Genomic DNA, 18235 nt, shown 5'->3' with positions numbered 1-18235 from the left:
TCCGCCATCCCCTATCCTGACCCCACTTCCGGTAGAGACAGGGCGGACCGATCGTCACGTAATCCGGCGGGCAGGCGGTGTTCCTGCGCGTGTACGGATGACAACCGTGGCGTCAGGACGAGGGCTTAAAATACTCTGTGGGCCCCTCGCTAGAACGCCGGGATCGGACGGTAGAGCCCGCATACAACTAACTTACGAAGCGTGGCCCTGCCGTCCGCTCCGCCCCCTGTCACCCTGCCCTCGAACAGCAAAGCGGCAGGGCGCCTGAAAGGAATCGCCACCCACGGATGGATTTTCCTGCTGCTCCCACACTACCCAGCCCATGCTGCACCCGCTAAGGCGACAGCATGACCAGCGACAAGAAGAACCCGCTCTGGGGTGGCCGTTTCGCCGCCGGGCCCGCCGAAGCCTTCCAGCGCTTCGGCCATTCTCTCGACGCCGACCTCAAGCTCTGGCGCGAGGATATCGAGGGTTCGAAGGCCCATGCCCGCATGCTCGGCGCGACCGGGATCATCACGGAGGAGGATGCGAAAACGCTGGTCCGTGGCCTCGACCAGGTCTCAGGAGAGATCGAGGAGGGCAACTTTGAATGGTCCGTCGCCCTCGAGGATGTCCACATGAATATCGAGGCCCGCCTGCGCGAGATCGTCGGAGAGGTCGCGGGCAAGCTCCACACAGGACGCTCACGGAACGATCAGGTCGCCACCGACCTCCGGCTCTGGACCCGTGCCGCCCTCGACCGCTGCGCCGCCGCCGTCCGGGAGGTGCAGAAAGCCTTCCTCCACCAGGCCGAGCAGGGCCACGACGCCCTGATGCCGGGCTTCACCCACCTCCAGATCGCCCAGCCGGTCACCTATGCCCATCACTGCCTCGCCTATATCGAGATGCTGGAGCGCGACCGCCTTCGTCTTCTCTCCGCACGGGAACATTTGAACGAAAGCCCCTTGGGCGCAGCAGCCCTTGGCGGCACGCCCCACCCCATCGACCGGGAGATGACGGCCAAAGCTCTCGGCTTCGCCCGCCCCATGGCCAACTCCCTCGACGCCGCCTCGGCGCGAGACTTCTGCCTCGAAGCCGTCAGTGCAGCGACGATCTGCGGGGTCACCCTCTCCCGCTACGCCGAGGAAGTCGTCACCTTCTCCTCCGCCCCGTTCGGCTACTGGAAATGCTCGGAGAGCTTCTCGACCGGCTCCTCCATCATGCCCCAGAAGCGGAACCCCGACGCTGCGGAACTCATCCGCGCCAAGGTCGGCCGCCTCGCCGGGGCCTTCACGGCTTTGACGCTCCAGACGAAGGGCCTCGCCCTCGCCTACGCCAAGGACATGCAGGAAACGAAACCCGTCACCATGGACGCGCTCGAAACCTTGGAGGCGACGCTTGTTATCACCGCAGGAATGGTCCGTGAGATGACGATCAATCGGGACCGCATGGCCGAAGATGCCGGTGCAGGCTACGCCACCGCGACGGACCTCGCTGACAGCCTCGCCAAGGACGGCATGCCCTTCCGCGAGGCCCATGAGGTCGTCGGCAGGCTGGTCGCCCTCTGCGAAGAGAAAGGCTGCACGCTGAGCGAAGCCCCGCTCGATGAGGCCCGGAAGATCTCGCCGCTCCTGACGGAAGAGCGCCTTGCCGCCCTCACCCCCGAGGCCAGCGTGCGCGGGAAGAAAAGCGCTGGCGGGCCAGCCTTCACACGGGAAGCCGCATCCCGCTGGTCGCGCGTTTTGGGAAGCTGACCCTCAGGCGGTCTCGTCACCGCCCTCGATCAGGCGCGCCACCTGACCCACGAGGTCCGGAATGCTCATGGGTTTCTTGCAGACCGGCGCGCCGGGATAATCGCGCTTCAGCTCGCGCCGCGTGCCGTGGCCTGTATGGAAGAGAAAGGGCACCCTCTTCGCCCGCAGGACATCGGCGGCAGGAAAAACATCGATCCCGCCGAGATCGATATCGAGAATCGCGGCATCGCAAGGGACATCCTTGGCAAGGTCCAACGCCTCGCCAATCGTTGCGGCCGGGCCCGCCACTTCCGCGCCCTCGTCCTCAAGCGCACCGGCAATGGCAAGCGCGACAAAGGCCTCGTCCTCGACCACGAGAACACGCCGCCCACAAAGGCTCTTCGTCGCAGCATCCCGTGCTATCGTTCGTCTCCGATCGGAAATTCGAGCGTCACCATCAATCCTTCCGACTGCCACTCCCACGCAGCCGTTCCGCCAAGCTGCCGCGCCGATTGCCTGATCAACCGCACGCCGAGGCCCTCGACATCGATCCCGCCATCGCCTGCAGTCTCGCCGAAATTCTCGCGCCAGCTCACCGACAGGCGCGGCTGGCCGCCAGGACCTGCAATCTCCTCCCACGCAACGGCGATCGAGCCGCCCGGCCTCGACCAGGCCCCATACTTGACCGCATTGGTGGCGAGCTCGTGGAAGATCATTCCCGCAGGGGTCACCGCCCGCTTCGGGAGCCGCACCTGATCACCAACGAGCGACAGGCGCTCCTTGTGCTCGTCATAGGGGCGAAGAACGGCTTCGAGCAGCGCCATGAAGGAGATTGACTGGACCTCTTCCTCGTCGATGGAAACCAGATGCGCCGCGGCCAGTGCCGAGATCCGCGCCTGGATCTTCCGCGTCAGGAGGATGGGGTCCGAAGCATCGGTGCCGCTGAGGTCGATAAGCCCCTGGATAATGGCGAACAGGTTCTTCACCCGGTGATTGAGCTCGCGGTTATGATCGCGCAGCTTCTCGCGCACCTCGCGCTCGGCGGTGATATCGCGGTCGATTTCGAGGACGAGGATATCTCCCCCTGCAATATCGACCGGGGAAAGCCGGGCCGACGTGCAGATCCTCCGTCCGTCAGCGGCGCGCCTCTGGACCTCGCCGGACCATTGCTCGCCAGAAGAGAGCTTCCTGCTGATTTCTTGCCACGGCTCGGGGTAGATCGCTTCGGTCAGGATGCCGGGATCGCGGCCTTCCGCCTGCGCTGCACTCACGCCGAACAGCTTCTCCGCACCGGCGTTCCAGCGACATACGCCTTTCTTGAAGGACCAGGCCATGACGGCATCGTCCGACATTTCGATCAGTTCGGAAAGCTGCCGGTCGATCCGGGGGGCCTGTGTTTCGTCCAAGATGGTTTGCACACCTAGCATCCTGACCGGCGTCCCACCTTCCCGGAGCGCGGTGCCGCGGCAACGCACTGTCACGACATGGCCATCTGCCTTCCGGACACGAATCGTCTGGTCGAAGGGCGTGTCGGGGTCGAGGCAGTGTTGCCGGAAATTCTCGAGCAACCGCGCATGGTCTTCTGCGAAGACAAGCCTTTGCCAACTGGCCCCGTCATTGAGGTCGAGGCCGCTCTCATAGCCGAGCCTCTCCCAGAACCCCGGCGAGACCCACTGCTGGTCCGGTTTTTCAAGGTCCCAATACAAAACGCCATCCACGGCCACATCGTCGAGGAAGCGCGCCGCACCCGGCTGGTGCAGCAGCCCGTCGACCTCCTGCTCCAGATGGTTCTGTTTCGCGCGTGCCTGCATCGGCTTCACCCCTAGGGGTGACGGTGTAGCGCTGTGAAGGTGGCCTTGGGGTCACGAGTGCGTGCGTGTCCCGCGCCATCGCTGCACGCATGAAGAGAATGCGAGGCTTGCTTTCAAAAGACATGGGATTCCATAACCCTGCCCCGCTCATCCCGAAGGGGCGCCGCCGGGCTACCTTCGGCACGCAAGTCGCCTTGCACCTCCGGGACTTCGCAAAGGACGGCGCTTCCGGCCGTCCTTTCGCACCCGGAACGCCCCCCGGCCGTGCAACATGCCGCCGCAATGCGTGACCCCCAGGCGCTGGACAGCCCTCGCTCCGGGGCTTACCGCCACGAAAAATCCAAGGAGGCTCTCATGGGAATCGCGTTCATCGATCTTCAGGCGCAGCGGGCGCGCATCGCCGACAAAGTCGACGCCGCCATTGCACGGGTTCTCGAGCATGGCCGGTTCATCATGGGTCCCGAGGTTTCCGAATTCGAAGAGAAGATGTCCGCTTTCTCCGGCGCCAGGCACTCGATCAGCTGCGCCAATGGCACCGAAGCGCTGGCCCTGCCCCTGATGGCGTGGGAGCTGCGCACGAAAGATGCCGTCTTCTGCCCCAGCTTCACTTTCACGGCGACAGCGGAAGTCGTGCCGTGGCTCGGTGCCAGCCCGGTCTTCGTCGATATCGACCCTGAGACCTACAACATGGACCCCGCCTCCCTCGAAGCCGCGATCGAAGAGGTCAAGGCCAAAGGCGAGCTCAACCCCAAGGCCGTCATCGCTGTCGACCTGTTCGGTCAGCCTGCGGACTATCCCGCGATCAAGGCGGTCTGCGAAAAGCACGGTCTCAAGCTGATCTCGGATTCAGCACAGGGCTTCGGCTGCACGATCGATGGCAAGCACCCGATCGAATGGGCGGATGTCGTCACCACCAGCTTCTTTCCGGCCAAGCCCCTCGGTTGCTACGGCGATGGCGGCGCGATCCAGACGAATGACCAGGAGGTCGCCGATCTCCTCGACAGCCTCCGCATCCACGGCAAGGCCAGCCAGGCGGACATGGACGCTGCGGGTTATTCAGGCCACGAAGCAAAATACCTCAACCCGCGGATCGGCATGAACAGCCGCCTCGACACCATACAGGCGGCGATCCTTCTCGAGAAGATCGCGATCTTCGCCGAGGAGATCGAGCTGCGCGAGAAAGTGGCACGCCGCTACAATGCCGGCCTCGAAGGCCATGTCCTGCAGGTCCCCTTCGTAAAGGAAGGCTACCAGTCGGTCTGGGCGCAGTACACGATCGAAGTCGAGAACCGCGAAGCTGTCCAGAAGAAGCTCTCCGAACAGGGCATCCCGAGCGCCGTCTACTACCCCGTCCCGATGCACGAACAGGCCCCCTACCGCCGCTTCCCGAAGGCCCCCGGCGGCCTTCCGGTCACCGAAGCCAAGAAGAAAACCGTCGTCAGCCTGCCAATGCATCCGTATCTGGACGAAGACACCCAGGACCGGGTGATCGAGGCGGTGAAGACGGCGGTCTAGGCGCCAAGGATCAGATCACCCCGACGCTGAGGAGGTCGTGGATGTGGAGCAGGCCCGTGGGTTTGCCTTCCTCGATGATGAAGAGCGCCGAGATCTTCCCCGAGGTCATGATGTTCAGGGCCTCGGCCGCCAGGGTGTGCGGCGTTACCGTTTTGGGCTGCTTCGTCATGATGTTGTCCACGGTCTCGACTTTCGGGTCGATGCCGATGTGACGGCGGAGGTCGCCATCGGTGATGATGCCGACCAGCAGGCCCTGCTTGTCGACGATCCCAACCGTGCCGAAGCCCGCATCGTTGAGAACCTCGATCGCCTCGATCACAGGAATCCCGCTCGACACCACGGGCAGGGTCTTGTGGTCCTTGACGAGGTCCTCGACCTTTTTGAGGGCGGCCCCGAGCTTCCCGCCCGGATGGAAGATCTTGAAGTCGTCCCTGCCGAAGCCGCGGCTTCGCAGCATGGCCACGGCCAGCACGTCGCCCAAGGCCAGCGTCATCGTGGTCGAGGTCGTGGGCGCGTTGGTCTCACGGCAGGCCTCAGCTGCTTTCGGGAGCAAAAGGACCTCGTCAGCCGCTTTCGCAAGCGCGCTTTCCGCCCCGCCGGTGATCGCCACCAGCGGGATGTCGAACCGCTGGCAGTAGCCAAGCAGGTCGCCGAGCTCCTGCGTCTCGCCGGAATTGGAAATGGCGATGACCATGTCGCGGTCGCCGATCATGCCGAGATCGCCGTGGCTCGCTTCGCCGGGGTGGACAAAGCTCGCAGGGGTGCCCGTCGAGGCAAAGGTGGCAGCGAGCTTGCGCCCGATATGCCCGGACTTGCCCATGCCGGAGATAATCACCCGGCCCTCGCATTTCTCGATCAGCGTGAGGGTCCGGCGATAGGCTTGCGACAGCGCCGAGGTCGGATTCACGATCTCCTCGCGCAGGGTCCGCAGGCCCTCTTCCTCGAGGGTCAGGACTTCCGAAGCGATGGAGAGAATGTCAGTGGTCATAGGGCAGATCTTCGCGTCCTTGATCTCGCGATAAAAAGGGGCGAGCAAGCGCCCTCACGGCGGGGACGAACCCGCCCGGAATTCGAGAGTTCGAGCTTATGAACCAGATCAACAGCACCGTCACCATCCCCGCGCCTGCGGGGGACGTGATTATCGGTAACGACAAGCCCTTCATGCTGTTCGCCGGCCCCTGCCAGATGGAGAGCCGCGACCATGCCCTTGAGGTGGCAAGCGCGATCAAGGAGATCACCGACCGCCTCGGGATTGGTTTCGTTTACAAAACGAGCTTTGACAAGGCAAACCGTACAAGCCTCGGGGCCCAGCGCGGAATGGGCCTAGACGATGCCCTCCCGGTCTTTGCGGAGATCAAGGAAAAGCTCGGCGTGCCGACCCTGACCGACATCCACGAGCGGGAGCAGTGCGCCCGCGTGGGAGAGGTTGTGGACGTCCTCCAGATCCCGGCCTTCCTCTGCCGGCAGACCGACCTCCTGGTCGCGGCAGCGCAGACCGGCCGGGTCATCAAGATCAAGAAGGGCCAGTTCCTTGCGCCCTGGGACATGAAGAACGTGGTCGCGAAGGTGACAGGGTCAGGCAATCCGAACGTCCTCGTGACCGAGCGCGGCGTCAGCTTCGGCTACAACACGCTCGTCACGGATTATCGCGGCCTCAAGATCATGGCCGAGGAAACCCGCGCGCCAGTCATCTTCGACGCAACCCACTCCGCCCAGCAGCCGGGCGGCCAGGGCAGCAGCTCGGGCGGCCAGCGCGAAATGGTCCCGACCCTCGCGCGCGCAGCCGTCGCCGTCGGTGTCGCCGGCATATTCGCCGAAACGCATCCCGACCCCGACAATGCCCCCTCCGATGGCCCCAACATGGTCCACCTCAGCAAGCTCGAAGCGTTTCTCCGTGACCTGAAGGATCTTGACGAGGTCGCGAAACAGCGAAGCTCTCTTCACGGCTTCTGTGACTGACCGACCGGCCGGTAACGACGATCGCGGGCTTTCGGCAACGGCCGTCGCCGCGAGTCGTGATCGCGTCCGTTGGTCGGTCCTTGTCATCAACTTCAACGCTGGCGCGCGGCTGCTCAAGACGCTTGCAGCGTTGGAGGCGCAAACCGAACAAAGCTTCGAACTCGTCCTCTTCGATAACGCTTCCACCGATGGATCGGATCATCAGGCTGAGAGCCGATTAAGCAGTCTCCGATTTCCTTCGCGGTTGATCAGGTCCGAGACAAATCTTGGCTTCGCTGCCGGCAACAATGCCGCAGCGAGGCACGCCAAGGGCGAGTGGCTGCTCCTGCTGAACCCTGATGCTTACCCGGATCCCGATTGGCTCGAGAAGCTCAGCGAAGCGATCTTGCGATTTCCGGCGGTGAAGGTTTTCGGCTCGCTCCAGGTAAACGCCGGTGACCCTCGCTTGGTCGATGGAGCTGGCGATGTGATCCATGCCTTGGGCCTCGTCTATCGCGGTGGCTATGGCCTATCACGTGAATGCCTTCCAAAGGCAGACCAATTGGTTGCGTCGCCTTGTGCCGCCGCGATGATGGTCGAGCGAGAAGCGTTCTTGAGCCTCGGGGGATTTGATGAACGCTTCTTCTGCTACTGCGAAGACCTTGATCTCGGCTTGCGACTGCGAGCTGCGGGGCACCCGACCGTGCAGCTGGCTGATGCAGTCGTTGCCCATGAGGGCTCCGCGATCACAGGGCGGCGGAGCCGTTTCGCCGTCTTTCACGGTCAACGCAATCGCCAATGGCTGCTGGCGCGGCACCTGCCTGCGGGCCTGTTTTGGCCGCTATTGCCGTTCCGCGCGTTGACGGACCTGGCCTTCCTGATCCGTATGCTGCCGACTGACGCTCGAGGCGCAGCCTTCCATGGTCTCATGGCCGGGTACGCAGCCATACCCGCGCGCCGCCGTGAACACCGGGCCGCACCCAAGATCGGCTTTGCCGAGGCAGTGAGGCTGTTGGAATTCTCGGTCTTCAAACTGTTGCGACGCGAGCCCCATTACCTTGGCAAACCGCTACCACCACGCACTCCCGGCACCGATCGTGATTGATCAAGCTTCCGGGTCCGTGAGCGGAACATTCTGGCAGTACCAGTCGTAGGCCGAAGCAAGGCCTTCCTCGAGACTGATGCTCGGGGTCCAGCCGAGGTTGCGCAGCCTCTCGGTCGACATGAGTTTCCTCGGCGTGCCGTCCGGCTTGCTCAGGTCGTGCCGAAGCTCTCCTTCGAGCCCGGCGATGCGCATGATCATTTTCGCCAGGGTCGCAATGGTGACATCGCTCCCGCTCCCGACATTCACGAACTGGTCCGCCGAATACCTCTCCATCAGGAAGATGAGCGCATCCGCGCAATCGTCAACATGCAGAAACTCCCGATACGGAGTTCCTGTGCCCCAAATCTCGATCCCGTCTTCGCCGTTCTGCGCAGCGATGCGCGCCTTGCGGAAAAGCGCGGGGATCACATGGCTGTTCATGGGGTGATAATTGTCGTTGGGCCCATACAGGTTTGTCGGCATGGCGGATATGAAATCGCAGCCGTGTTGTTTTCGATAAGCCTGACAGAGCTTGATGCCTGCGATCTTCGCGATGGCGTACCACTCATTGGTAGGCTCCAGCGGCCCGGTCAGCAGTGCCTCTTCCCGAATTGGCTGCTCAGCATGCTTTGGATAGATGCAGGAGGAGCCAAGAAACAACAGCTTCTGGACACCAGCGCGGTAGGATGCCTCGATCACGTTCGAGGCGATCATCAGGTTGTCGTAAAGGAAGTCAGCCGGGTACGTATCATTTGCATAAATTCCCCCGACCTTCGCGGCCGGGACGAATACGGCGTCAGGACGATTTTCCTCGACCCAGGCCCTGGTGGCGGCCTGGTCGGTGAGGTCGAGCTCCTCGCGTGGTGCCGTGAGGATCTGGCCGACCCCCCGCTTTTCCAATCCCCGAACGAGAGCAGAGCCGACCATTCCGCGATGACCAGCCACCCATATCTTCTTATCCGTCAGGTCGAACATGGCCCCTATCACGCAGAACGGTCGTTCCGCCAGCGCTCCTGCTCGACCAGCTGAAGGTCGTTCTTCACCATCTCGGAAACGAGATCGGGGAAACTTGTGGTGTGCCGCCAGCCAAGCTCTTTGCGTGCCTTGGACGGGTCTCCGAGAAGCAAGTCCACCTCTGTCGGGCGGAAGTAACGCGGGTCGATCCGGACCAAGACTTGACCTGTCTTGGCGTCGCGGCCGATTTCATCAACGCCTTCACCGGCCCACTCGATCGACCTTCCGACATGCGAGAAAGCAAGCTCAACGAACTCGCGAACCGAGTGGGTTTCTCCGGTCGCAAGCACCCAGTCATCCGGCGTGTCATGCTGGACGATGCGCCACATGCCCTCGACATAGTCTCGAGCGTGGCCCCAATCGCGCTTGGCGTCGAGATTGCCGAGGAAGAGCGTTTCCTGGAGCCCCTTCTCGATCGCCGCGACGGCACGGGTGATCTTTCGTGTAACGAATGTTTCCCCGCGGGTCGGCCCTTCGTGATTGAAGAGGATGCCGTTCGAGGCATGGATGCCGTAGGCCTCCCGGTAGTTTACCGTGATCCAGTAGGCGTAGAGCTTCGCAGCGGCATAGGGGCTCCTCGGGTAGAATGGTGTTTTCTCCGACTGCGGAGTTTCCAGCACCCTTCCGTACAATTCCGAGGTCGAAGCCTGGTAGAAGCGCACGCTGTCGGAAAGGCCGAGAATCCTGATCGCCTCAAGAATTCTGAGCGCCCCGGTGGCGTCGGCGTTCGCCGTGTACTCGGGAGTTTCGAAACTCACTGCCACATGGGACTGCGCCGCGAGGTTGTATATCTCCGTAGGCTGCGTTTCCTGAACCAGCCTTATCAGGTTGGTCGAGTCAGTCAGGTCTCCATAGTGCAGGAAGAAGGACGTCGAATGTTCGTGGGGATCCTTGTAGAGGTCGTCCACGCGCTCCGTATTGAAAGAAGAGGACCGGCGCTTGACGCCGTGCACTTCATAACCCTTGTCCAGCAACAACCTGGCAAGATAGGCACCGTCCTGGCCGGTTATTCCGGTGATGAGTGCAACCTTCTTTGACATTCTCTTTCTCACATGGTCCTGCGTTCAAGCCATGCAGGAGCTTGACCAACGGTTCAAGTGAATTTCATCCACCGCGGCGGCTCGATGGGCGCGCACGACGACGGCGTAATCTATTCATTTTGTTAGGCATTCCGAAGGCGAGGCCGGCGTCGCGCCGAGACCGGCTTGTGCCGCCGAGGAAAACCCTGTCGATTGGCGGGAAGACCTCGATTCATTGACCGCGGGGTCCCTCCTGCTAAACCGGCCTCATGCCATCCGACCGGACCTCAGACTTCGCGCGCGAGATAGCGGCTGTTCGGGAAACAGCCCTCAAGATCGCAGCCTTGAATGAGCGTTTCGAGAAACTGCATCCTCGCGACATCATCGAAGAGGCGGTGCAGGATCCCTTTTTTGGCAAGATGGCTGTCGTCAGCAGCTTTGGTGCCGAATCGGCGGTTCTCCTCCACCTCGTGGCCTCCGTCCGGCCGGAGACGCCTGTTCTCCTGATCGACACGCTGAAGCTTTTCGGCGAAACGCTGCAGTACCAGAACCGGCTTCAGCATTCGCTCGGGCTCGAGGACGTTCGGATCTGCGCGCCGCGCAAGCGCGACATCGAGCATCATGACCCTCTCGGAACGCTGAGCGCATCAGACCCGGACAAGTGCTGCCGGATCCGGAAGACTGATGTTCTCGACCGCGGCCTTGCACCGTTCGATAGCTGGATGAACGGAAGAAAAAGGTTCCAGTCGTCAGTGCGATCGGTCATGTCGATCGTCGAGCGTGATGGGACCCACATCAAGCTCACGCCGCTCGCCAACTGGTCGGCAGAACAGATCAAGGCCTACCACAAGGAACATGAGCTGCCGCCGCACCCCCTCCTCTCAAGGGGGTACGGGTCCATTGGGTGTTATCCGTGCACATCCAAGGTAGAAGAGGGTGAAGACGACCGCTCGGGCCGCTGGCGAGGTCTCGACAAGACCGAGTGCGGTATTCACCGTTAGGTGCGTGCCTCACGGCGACTGGCCGTGAGACTCTGGCGAGATGGGGCGTATACTTGCCTACTGTCGGCAGTCACGCCGGGCGGCGATCATCATTCCAGTACGAGACGCAGGGAATCTTCGACCGATCGCATCGGTCGGCATATTTGCGAGCGATCTCCGTCACCTCCTCCATCAGCCCCTCGGCCAGCGTGATCGGCTCGAGCCCCAACCCGAGAAGCTGCCGGTTTTCGACGTGCAAGTCGTTCTCGTCATCCTCGTTGCGAGGATTGGGGACCATCTCGATTTTCGCATCGGCGATGTCTGCTATCATCCTGGCAAGGTCACGAACGCGGTGGGTTTCGGTCATCTGGTTGAGAATGCGCACACGCTCGTTCGAGCCAGGAGGGTTCTCGATGGCGAGCTGGATGCAACGCACCGTATCCTGAATGTGGATGAAGGCGCGTGTCTGGCCGCCGGTGCCGTGCACGGTCAGGGGGTATCCAACGGCCGCCTGCATGAGAAACCTGTTGAGAACGGTGCCATAGTCACCGTCATAATCGAACCGGTTGATGAGCCGCTCGTCCAGGCGGGTTTCCTTTGTCTGTGTGCCCCATACGATACCTTGATGGAGGTCGGTGATCTTCAGCCCATCGTTCTTGTTGTAGTATGCGAACATGAGCTGATCCTGGGTCTTGGTCATGTGATAGATCGACCCCGGATTTGCCGGGTAGAGGATTTCCTTCGTCACCTCTTCACCTTTATCCGTGCGAAGATGAACGGTGAGATAGCCTTCGGGAATCTGCATTCCTGCCGTGCCGTATCCGTAAACCCCCATGGTTCCGAGGTGCACGACGTGGCACTTCGACTGGAGCCCGCACTCCACCACGGCGGCAAGGACATTGTGGGTCGCACTGATATTGTTGTCGACCGTATACCGCTTATGGTCGGGCGACTTCATCGAGTATGGTGCCGCTCTCTGCTCGGCGAAGTGCACGATCGCATCCGGCTCGAACATTCTCAGCAGGGTGACCAGACGATGGTATTGCTCGGCAATATCAATGTTCTCGAAGCCGATCCGCTTGCCCGTGACCTCTTCCCACGCAGCCCTGCGCACGGAAATCGGGGCGATCGGCGTCAGGGACTCGACCTCCAGCTCGAGGTCGATTTTGCGCCGTGAAAGGTTGTCCACGATGACGACGTCGTGGCCAACTGCCGAAAGGTGGAGCGCTGTTGGCCAGCCACAGAAGCCATCGCCCCCGATAACAAGAATCTTCATGACACCAAGCCCTCGTTTCCTTCGCTGCGCTGGTTGCGCCTCACGTGGTTCAATTGGCCCTTCGCGCCACATCAATGGCTTAACGAGCCGCCATGGACTCAGAGCACATCCCTTCCCCACGCTCAAGAATCCCACCCGGCCGGGCAAGGGAGCTTGCCTTGGCGCGAAGGGTGAAGCCGGGGATTTCTGCCAATTCTGGACAGAGAGGGCGATCGTGTTCACACAGGAAGCTCGACGACTTCGCACCCAAGACACTAGGCCCCCATGATTATCTGGCTCGCTTCCTATCCACGTTCCGGGAATACGTTCCTGCGCATCGTCCTGAACAGGTTTTTTGGCGCAGGCTCCTACTCGCAGTACAATGACGAACGTGACATCGAAGCGAACCGCGAATTCGCACGGCTGGTGGGGCATCAACACTATGAAGGATCATGGCCCGAGGCCTATGACCGCCTGTCGAACGATCAGGCCCGCCACTTCGTCAAGACGCACGACCACCCCGCGGACGACGCCAAGGCAATCTATGTCGTCAGGGACCCGCGGGCAGCAGTTTCCTCCTACCACGCATACCTGCGGGAGTACGGGACACTAGGCTTTTCGCTTGCCGACGTCGTGGCCGGGGCCGTGACTTTCGGCAGGTGGGATCACCATGTCAGGGCCTGGTCGCCGGAACGGCGCAGCAATACGCTCCTCCTGCGCTATGAAGAGCTCACTGACGATCTCGAAAAGACGGTCCGCGCTATCGGTGACTTCATTGAGCAGGAACCGAGGTCGATGACAGGAACCGACTTCTCGGAGCTTCGACGTGTCGAACCGCGCTTCTTCCGTGTCGGGAGTAATGATCCACATATCAAAGCGCTACCCGACGATGCGCGGGACTCTATCGCCGCTCTTTACAAAGATGAAATTGACCGCCTCGGCTATTCGATCGAGGCGACACCCGATATGGCACGGGTCGCATCTTACCTGGCCGACCTCGCGCCACAATTATGGAGCTCGAGGCAGCATCAGCGTACCGCTGAAATGAAGCTCGACAAGGCGGGATCAGAACTTGCCGACGCCCGGCAGCGCGCGGAGCAGAGGCGGCTCGAGCTTGAAAAGGCCAACCAGGCGCTCGCGCAACTCAAGCCGTTTCAGGCCCAGGCGCAAAGCGCAGAGCGCGTTCTGCACTTCGCAAAAGAAGAGCTCAAGGACGTCAAGGGCCGACTTGACGCCCGCATATCAGAGGCCACCGCCCTGGCCACGCAACTCGCCGAAGTCACCGTATCGGCGGAGCGGGCGAAGGACGAACTCGCAAACGCTCGGGCCGAGCTCGAAGATCGCAGTAAGAATGTGGCGGGGCTTGAAGAGGAAATACGACTGCTTCACGGCGAACTCGCAAACGCTCGGGCCGAGCTCGAAGATCGCAGTAAGAATGTGGCGGGGCTTGAAGAGGAAATACGACTGCTTCACGGCGAACTCGAAGACGCACGCCAGCGATCATCCGCCTTCCAGTCCGAACGCCAGCGAATTCAGGAAGCCCTCGACGAAACGGAACGGAAACTCAAGAAAGCGTATTCCGACCGCTCCAGCGCCGAAGCCGAAGCGGACATTGCGCGCCGACGCCTCAGTGATGCGCAGCAGCTCCTTTCGGTTTACAGCTCCGAACTCCGCCATCTGCAGGTCGCTACCGAGCCGAGGCTTAAGTCTCTTCTTACACTCCGCCCCCTGAGAGTCGTTCTTGCCCAACGGAGCCGGGTGAAGCGCGGGGAAATCGAACTTGGCGAGAACGGACTGTTCCTGCCTGCTAACCTTCCTGAAGCGCCACCGCGGAGCATGACCCCCGCCGCCGTCACCGAAACGGCAACATCCGAAGAGAAGATTTCCGGCAATCTCCCCCCTGCGAGGCCAAAGACCCTCAGCGACGAAGCGAAGGAGAACTCCGTCTACGCCGGATATGAACCATCGAAGCCGCTCGGCGTTGCGCTTTTCACATTCGATCGCACGGAGTGTGTGCGGAGCGTCCTGGAAAGCCTGAAGCTCCAGGACGGTCTTGGCGAATGTCACGTCTGGATTGACGGAGACCAGGGCCGGCCGGCGAAACGGAAGCTCCTCGACGAGACAGAAGCTGTCGTTTCTTCCTACGACGTCAAGGCGATTCACAGGAACCGCGGTAACTACGGCTTCCGTAAAATGATCATCGTTGCCCTGCGCAGGATGTTCGAGATGTACGACCGGGTTCTCGTCCTCGAGGATGACTGTTTCCCGACCCGTCATTGCATCCGCGGTTTCTCGGCAGAGCTCGACGCCATCGAGAACCGCGACGATGTCTTCTCCGTTTACGGTCATCCTTTCCTTGTTCCCGGAGAGCGCGAGCTCTTCACCCGGTTCCAAGGCTGGGGCTGGGCCACCACGAAAGACAAGTTCGAGCCGATCTGGCAGGAACTCCTGGACTGTTACCTGATGTCGGAGGAAGAGTACCTTCGCTTCGTGGATGAGTCGCTTACGGACGATGTCAAGAAGTGGATCGAAGTCACGCCTGGAAGGAGCCCTTCGGACACGCTCAAGAAGTTTTTCGCCTGGGATGAGACCGTGACGTTGCTGACGGGCAAGAAGAAGCTATATCACCGGCCCACCACCGAACGGCTGATCTACAATTTCGGGCTCGGTGCTGGCTCGACACACTTCGGCGACTTCGCGCATTTCCGGAAGCCCCCGTTCAACATGGTGTCGCCCGAAGACATCTGGTCACTATACTGAGCAGTGTATCGCTTTTGATTGCTGTCCTGAAAGAGCGTCCGATGTACAATCCCAATCACGGCAGGTTTTTCGTAGTGGACCCCTCACTCACCGATCTGAGGGGCCATCACTACCAGCTCACCTTGAACGCCGATCTCGCCGCAAGAGAGGGCGGTGCCGATCCGCGCTGGCTCATCAACGAGTCAGCGGAGAAATCCCTTCTCGAGCGCCACGAGCATGCCCACCCGGTCTTTTCGCTGGGGATGTATGACAGATACAAGCAGGGCGGAGCGGCCAAGGAAGCATCGCTGTCGGACCAAATGCTCGAAGGCCTGATGAAGGCCATCGCGGAATTCGAGATCGGTGCTCACGATATTCTTTTCTTTCATACCTGCGACGGCGCGACCTATGAGGCGGTAGCGGCCATGACCGAAGCAATCCCGCTCGAAGCGCTTCCGTCAATACATCTCTGTACCCCCTACGATCCAGTTGGGGTGATGCCCAACCGTGACAGTCCCCGGACGGTCGCCAAGGCGATCGACCTGATGGGCTATCTCGGGGTCATCGGCACGCATGTCTTTCTCTATGCCGAGAACGATTTGTTGGCGGACCACCTGTCAGCCCTCTGGCGGACGCCGGTCGCACCGCTGAACCTGCCCCTCCCCCGATTCTCGAATGAGCATCACGAGCAAGCGCGCCGATACAAGACGCAGGAACTGAAGATCGAGCCGGATGCAAGGATTGTGACGGTCCTCGGATCGGCTCGGATGGAAAAGGGATTCCACCTGCTCCCTGATGTCATTCGGCGTACCTATGAATTTGCCCAGGATCGCTCCTTTGCTGACGAGATCCACTTCGTCATTCAGGCGACGCCACAAATCATCGGACGTGAGGATGCCATCCAGCGTGCCATCGACAAGATCAACAGCCTCGGGAAAGAGCGCGTCCAGCTTCTCGAACATTCTCTGAGCGTGGACGAATACCGGAACCTTCTCTTGGCAGCAGACGTCGTGCTGATGCCCTATGCGAAGGACAAGTATCGTGTTCGCGGGTCGGGAGTCATCAGCGAAGCGATCGCGGCCTCGAAGTTTGCGGTGGCCACTGACGATTCCTACCCAGGGCACATGGCCAAGGCTTTCGGCGGCGGTGCGGGCACCCACCCAAGGGAACTTGCCCAGGCAATCCTCGATATTTTCGAGAACTGGGAGGCTAGACTCGAGGCCCACGCCAAGGCGTTTGCAGAGTATCAGCGCCTCAATGCCCCGATCGAATATTTCCGCCGGATTGCCGAAAGAGCAGCGCCGAGGGCCCTTCTCGATGTCGCTTCCGGTCGACCAAGCTGACCATCGCTGGCAGGACCAAGACATGCGCTATTCCATTACCGTCCCGGTCGGCTGCTGGCATCCGTTTCTTCCTGATTGCCTTGCATCACTGGCCGTTCAGCAGGCCGAGGTCGAAGTCGCGCTTCTCGATGCGTCCAATGATGACCGCGTGAAGAGGCTCGCTGATCAGTATCGCGATCTTTTCTCCTACCGCCACCACGGTCCTGATGCGGGCCAGGCTGATGCCATCGCGACAGGTTGGGCGAACACTTCGGGCGACGTTCTGGGATGGCTGAACGCAGACGATTTCTTGTTCCCGGATGCGCTATCGCGGGTTTCGGGCCGATTCGCGTCGGCACAGGCGCCCGATATCGTTTATGCCCACAGCACCATCATCGACGAAAGCAAAAGAACGACGGGCTATCAGTACGGCGTGGAGCCACCGTCCGAACGCTTGGGCTATGGCGCAATCATTTCCCAGCCGTCGTGTTTCTTCACGAGGGCCGTCTGCGAGGAAGCCGGAGGGCTCGATCGCCAGCTTCATTATACGATGGACTGGGATCTGTTCCTTCGGATCTACGATACCGGTGCAAGGTTCGATTTCATTGACGAGCCCCTATCAGTCATTCTCTGGGGAAACGAAACGAAAACGTCCTCGCTGAACAAAAGGCGGCGCGAAGAGATTTCGCGGATTGTCGGTCCCCGGTCTGCGGGTCCTTCTCCTCTCCGTACACTGTTCGGTTTCGGTGTGCAGAACGTGATCGACAATGCTCCGCCTGCGATCAACCGTTTCCTGCGAAGAATGCTCATGCCGGGCGAAAGGGCGATCAATGGTCTCGCAGCCGATGGCAGCGTCGAGCAAAGGGTTCGCCTTTCTCTTTGCCACTACGAGGATCGACCGTTCGAAACCATCGAGGTATCGTTCCGCTCCACACCGGGGATTGAGGGTGCTTCCGTGAACGGATCGGAGTGCACTGTCGACCTGCAAGATCGGACACTCTTCGTGAGACCAAATCTGCCTATGAGGGCGGGTGAGCGGTTCGACCTGGATCTTCGTTTCAAGGCGAACAATCGTGCCTTCTTCGAGAATGCCCGTTTCGCCTAATCAGTGCTCTTCTCTTTTTGATACTCGGCGAACACCTCTTTCACCGGCCCGTCTGCGCGGATGATGCCTTCATCTAGCCAGATGGCACGCTCACAGTTTTCCTCGAGCATGGCCTTGCTGTGGCTCGCAAGCACGAGCACGCCCGCTCGATCAATGAATGACGCCATGCGCTTGGATGCCTTACGTTTGAAGTCGATATCGCCAGCACTCAACCACTCGTCCAGCAGGAGGATCTCCGGTTCGAATGCCGTCGCGATCGCAAAACTGAGCCGCATTCGCATACCGGCCGAATAAGTGTTGACGGGGAGTTCAAGAAAATCTCCGAGTTCGGAAAACTCGACGATCTCTCTCCGCTTGCTTTCGATTTCTTCGCGTGAATAGCCAGAAGCGAGTGCCTGGAGCGTGATGTTCCGATGGCCTGAGGCGTCCGCCTTCGTGCCGAGATTGATGTTGATCAGATTCGTGCTGCGCCCCTCGATGGTCACGACTCCCTCGTCGGGGGGCAGTATGCCCGCAAGGACGCGCAGCAGCGTGGTCTTGCCCGAACCATTGGCTCCGATGAGCCCGACACGGCTCCCTTCGCTAAATTCGAAAGAGACATCCCGCAGGGCCTTGACGCCAATCGGCCGCCCGGCGCGGTTGCGGACAAATTTGTCAGACCCCTGAAATTCAACGGTCTGGTTCCTACCGACAAACAGCGGGTGAACAAGGGACACGTTCTCGGCAAGGATTCGGGGCATT

General features: G+C 61.0%; 15 protein-coding genes. 8 read left to right on the top strand and 7 right to left on the bottom strand.

The window, feature by feature from the left end; translation table 11 throughout:
- Window positions 1-347: 347 nt before the first annotated feature.
- Window positions 348-1733 (top strand): argininosuccinate lyase, encoded by a 1386-nt coding sequence (gene argH, locus IE053_RS13925; RefSeq protein WP_189577140.1) that lies wholly within the window; start codon window positions 348-350, stop codon window positions 1731-1733.
- Between the two features lie 3 nt (window positions 1734-1736).
- On the opposite strand, the gene IE053_RS13920 is transcribed toward argH, so the two are convergent.
- Window positions 1737-2087, bottom strand: coding sequence for a response regulator (locus IE053_RS13920; RefSeq protein WP_229786259.1), 351 nt, complete (start codon window positions 2085-2087; stop codon window positions 1737-1739).
- A 44-nt stretch (window positions 2088-2131) separates the two neighbouring features.
- The gene (locus tag IE053_RS13915) at window positions 2132-3523 is read right to left on the bottom strand and encodes a sensor histidine kinase (protein ID WP_189577138.1); all 1392 of its coding nucleotides are present in this window, start codon (window positions 3521-3523) and stop codon (window positions 2132-2134) included.
- 354 nt (window positions 3524-3877) lie between these two features.
- Between IE053_RS13915 and IE053_RS13910 the strand changes: the two genes are divergently transcribed.
- On the top strand, window positions 3878-5038 hold the full coding sequence (locus tag IE053_RS13910) for a DegT/DnrJ/EryC1/StrS family aminotransferase (RefSeq protein ID WP_189577136.1): 1161 nt from the start codon (window positions 3878-3880) through the stop codon (window positions 5036-5038).
- Between the two features lie 10 nt (window positions 5039-5048).
- Here IE053_RS13910 and IE053_RS13905 read toward each other — a convergent pair whose 3' ends face one another.
- Window positions 5049-6026 carry a KpsF/GutQ family sugar-phosphate isomerase gene (locus tag IE053_RS13905; protein WP_189577134.1) on the bottom strand — a complete coding sequence of 326 codons (978 nt, stop codon included), beginning with the start codon at window positions 6024-6026 and terminating at the stop codon, window positions 5049-5051.
- 98 nt (window positions 6027-6124) lie between these two features.
- On the opposite strand from IE053_RS13905, the gene kdsA reads away from it, so the two are divergent.
- Together kdsA and IE053_RS13895 are read left to right on the top strand one after the other, a co-directional pair.
- Window positions 6125-6997, top strand: a complete 873-nt coding sequence (kdsA, locus tag IE053_RS13900) for a 3-deoxy-8-phosphooctulonate synthase (protein WP_229786258.1) — start codon at window positions 6125-6127, stop codon at window positions 6995-6997.
- Window positions 6990-8081, top strand: coding sequence for a glycosyltransferase family 2 protein (locus tag IE053_RS13895; RefSeq protein ID WP_189577132.1), 1092 nt, complete (start codon window positions 6990-6992; stop codon window positions 8079-8081). The genes kdsA and IE053_RS13895 overlap by 8 nt, the downstream gene beginning before the upstream one ends.
- Here the strand turns inward: IE053_RS13895 and fcl are convergent, their stop codons facing one another.
- Window positions 8082-9035 carry a GDP-L-fucose synthase gene (gene fcl, locus IE053_RS13890; RefSeq protein WP_308430439.1) on the bottom strand — a complete coding sequence of 318 codons (954 nt, stop codon included), beginning with the start codon at window positions 9033-9035 and terminating at the stop codon, window positions 8082-8084.
- An 8-nt stretch (window positions 9036-9043) separates the two neighbouring features.
- Window positions 9044-10114, bottom strand: coding sequence for a GDP-mannose 4,6-dehydratase (gmd, locus tag IE053_RS13885; RefSeq protein WP_189577130.1), 1071 nt, complete (start codon window positions 10112-10114; stop codon window positions 9044-9046).
- A 248-nt stretch (window positions 10115-10362) separates the two neighbouring features.
- On the opposite strand from gmd, the gene IE053_RS13880 reads away from it, so the two are divergent.
- Window positions 10363-11094, top strand: coding sequence for a phosphoadenylyl-sulfate reductase (locus IE053_RS13880; protein WP_189577128.1), 732 nt, complete (start codon window positions 10363-10365; stop codon window positions 11092-11094).
- A 70-nt stretch (window positions 11095-11164) separates the two neighbouring features.
- On the opposite strand, the gene IE053_RS13875 is transcribed toward IE053_RS13880, so the two are convergent.
- The gene (locus tag IE053_RS13875) at window positions 11165-12349 is read right to left on the bottom strand and encodes an NAD-dependent epimerase/dehydratase family protein (RefSeq protein WP_189577127.1); all 1185 of its coding nucleotides are present in this window, start codon (window positions 12347-12349) and stop codon (window positions 11165-11167) included.
- 264 nt (window positions 12350-12613) lie between these two features.
- On the opposite strand from IE053_RS13875, the gene IE053_RS13870 reads away from it, so the two are divergent.
- From IE053_RS13870 to IE053_RS13860, 3 genes are read left to right on the top strand one after another with little or no spacing between them, the layout of a single operon-like run.
- Window positions 12614-15088, top strand: a complete 2475-nt coding sequence (locus tag IE053_RS13870; protein WP_189577125.1) for a sulfotransferase domain-containing protein — start codon at window positions 12614-12616, stop codon at window positions 15086-15088.
- A gap of 41 nt (window positions 15089-15129) precedes the next feature.
- Complete coding sequence (locus tag IE053_RS13865) at window positions 15130-16410, top strand: glycosyltransferase family protein (RefSeq protein ID WP_189577123.1); 1281 nt, start codon at window positions 15130-15132, stop codon at window positions 16408-16410.
- Window positions 16411-16432: 22 nt separating this feature from the next.
- Window positions 16433-17494: a glycosyltransferase gene (locus IE053_RS13860; RefSeq protein ID WP_189577121.1), complete on the top strand. Its 1062-nt coding sequence runs from the start codon at window positions 16433-16435 to the stop codon at window positions 17492-17494.
- Here the strand turns inward: IE053_RS13860 and IE053_RS13855 are convergent.
- Entirely contained in the window at window positions 17491-18234 is a 744-nt protein-coding gene (locus IE053_RS13855; RefSeq protein WP_189577119.1) for an ABC transporter ATP-binding protein, read from the bottom strand. The genes IE053_RS13860 and IE053_RS13855 overlap by 4 nt on opposite strands.
- Window position 18235: the final 1 nt, after the last annotated feature.

The organism is Parvularcula lutaonensis (assembly GCF_014651915.1).
Classification (GTDB): domain Bacteria; phylum Pseudomonadota; class Alphaproteobacteria; order Caulobacterales; family Parvularculaceae; genus Parvularcula; species Parvularcula lutaonensis.
The sequence above is the reverse complement of the archived record's forward strand: the minus strand, read 5'-3'. Positions and strand labels throughout refer to the sequence as shown.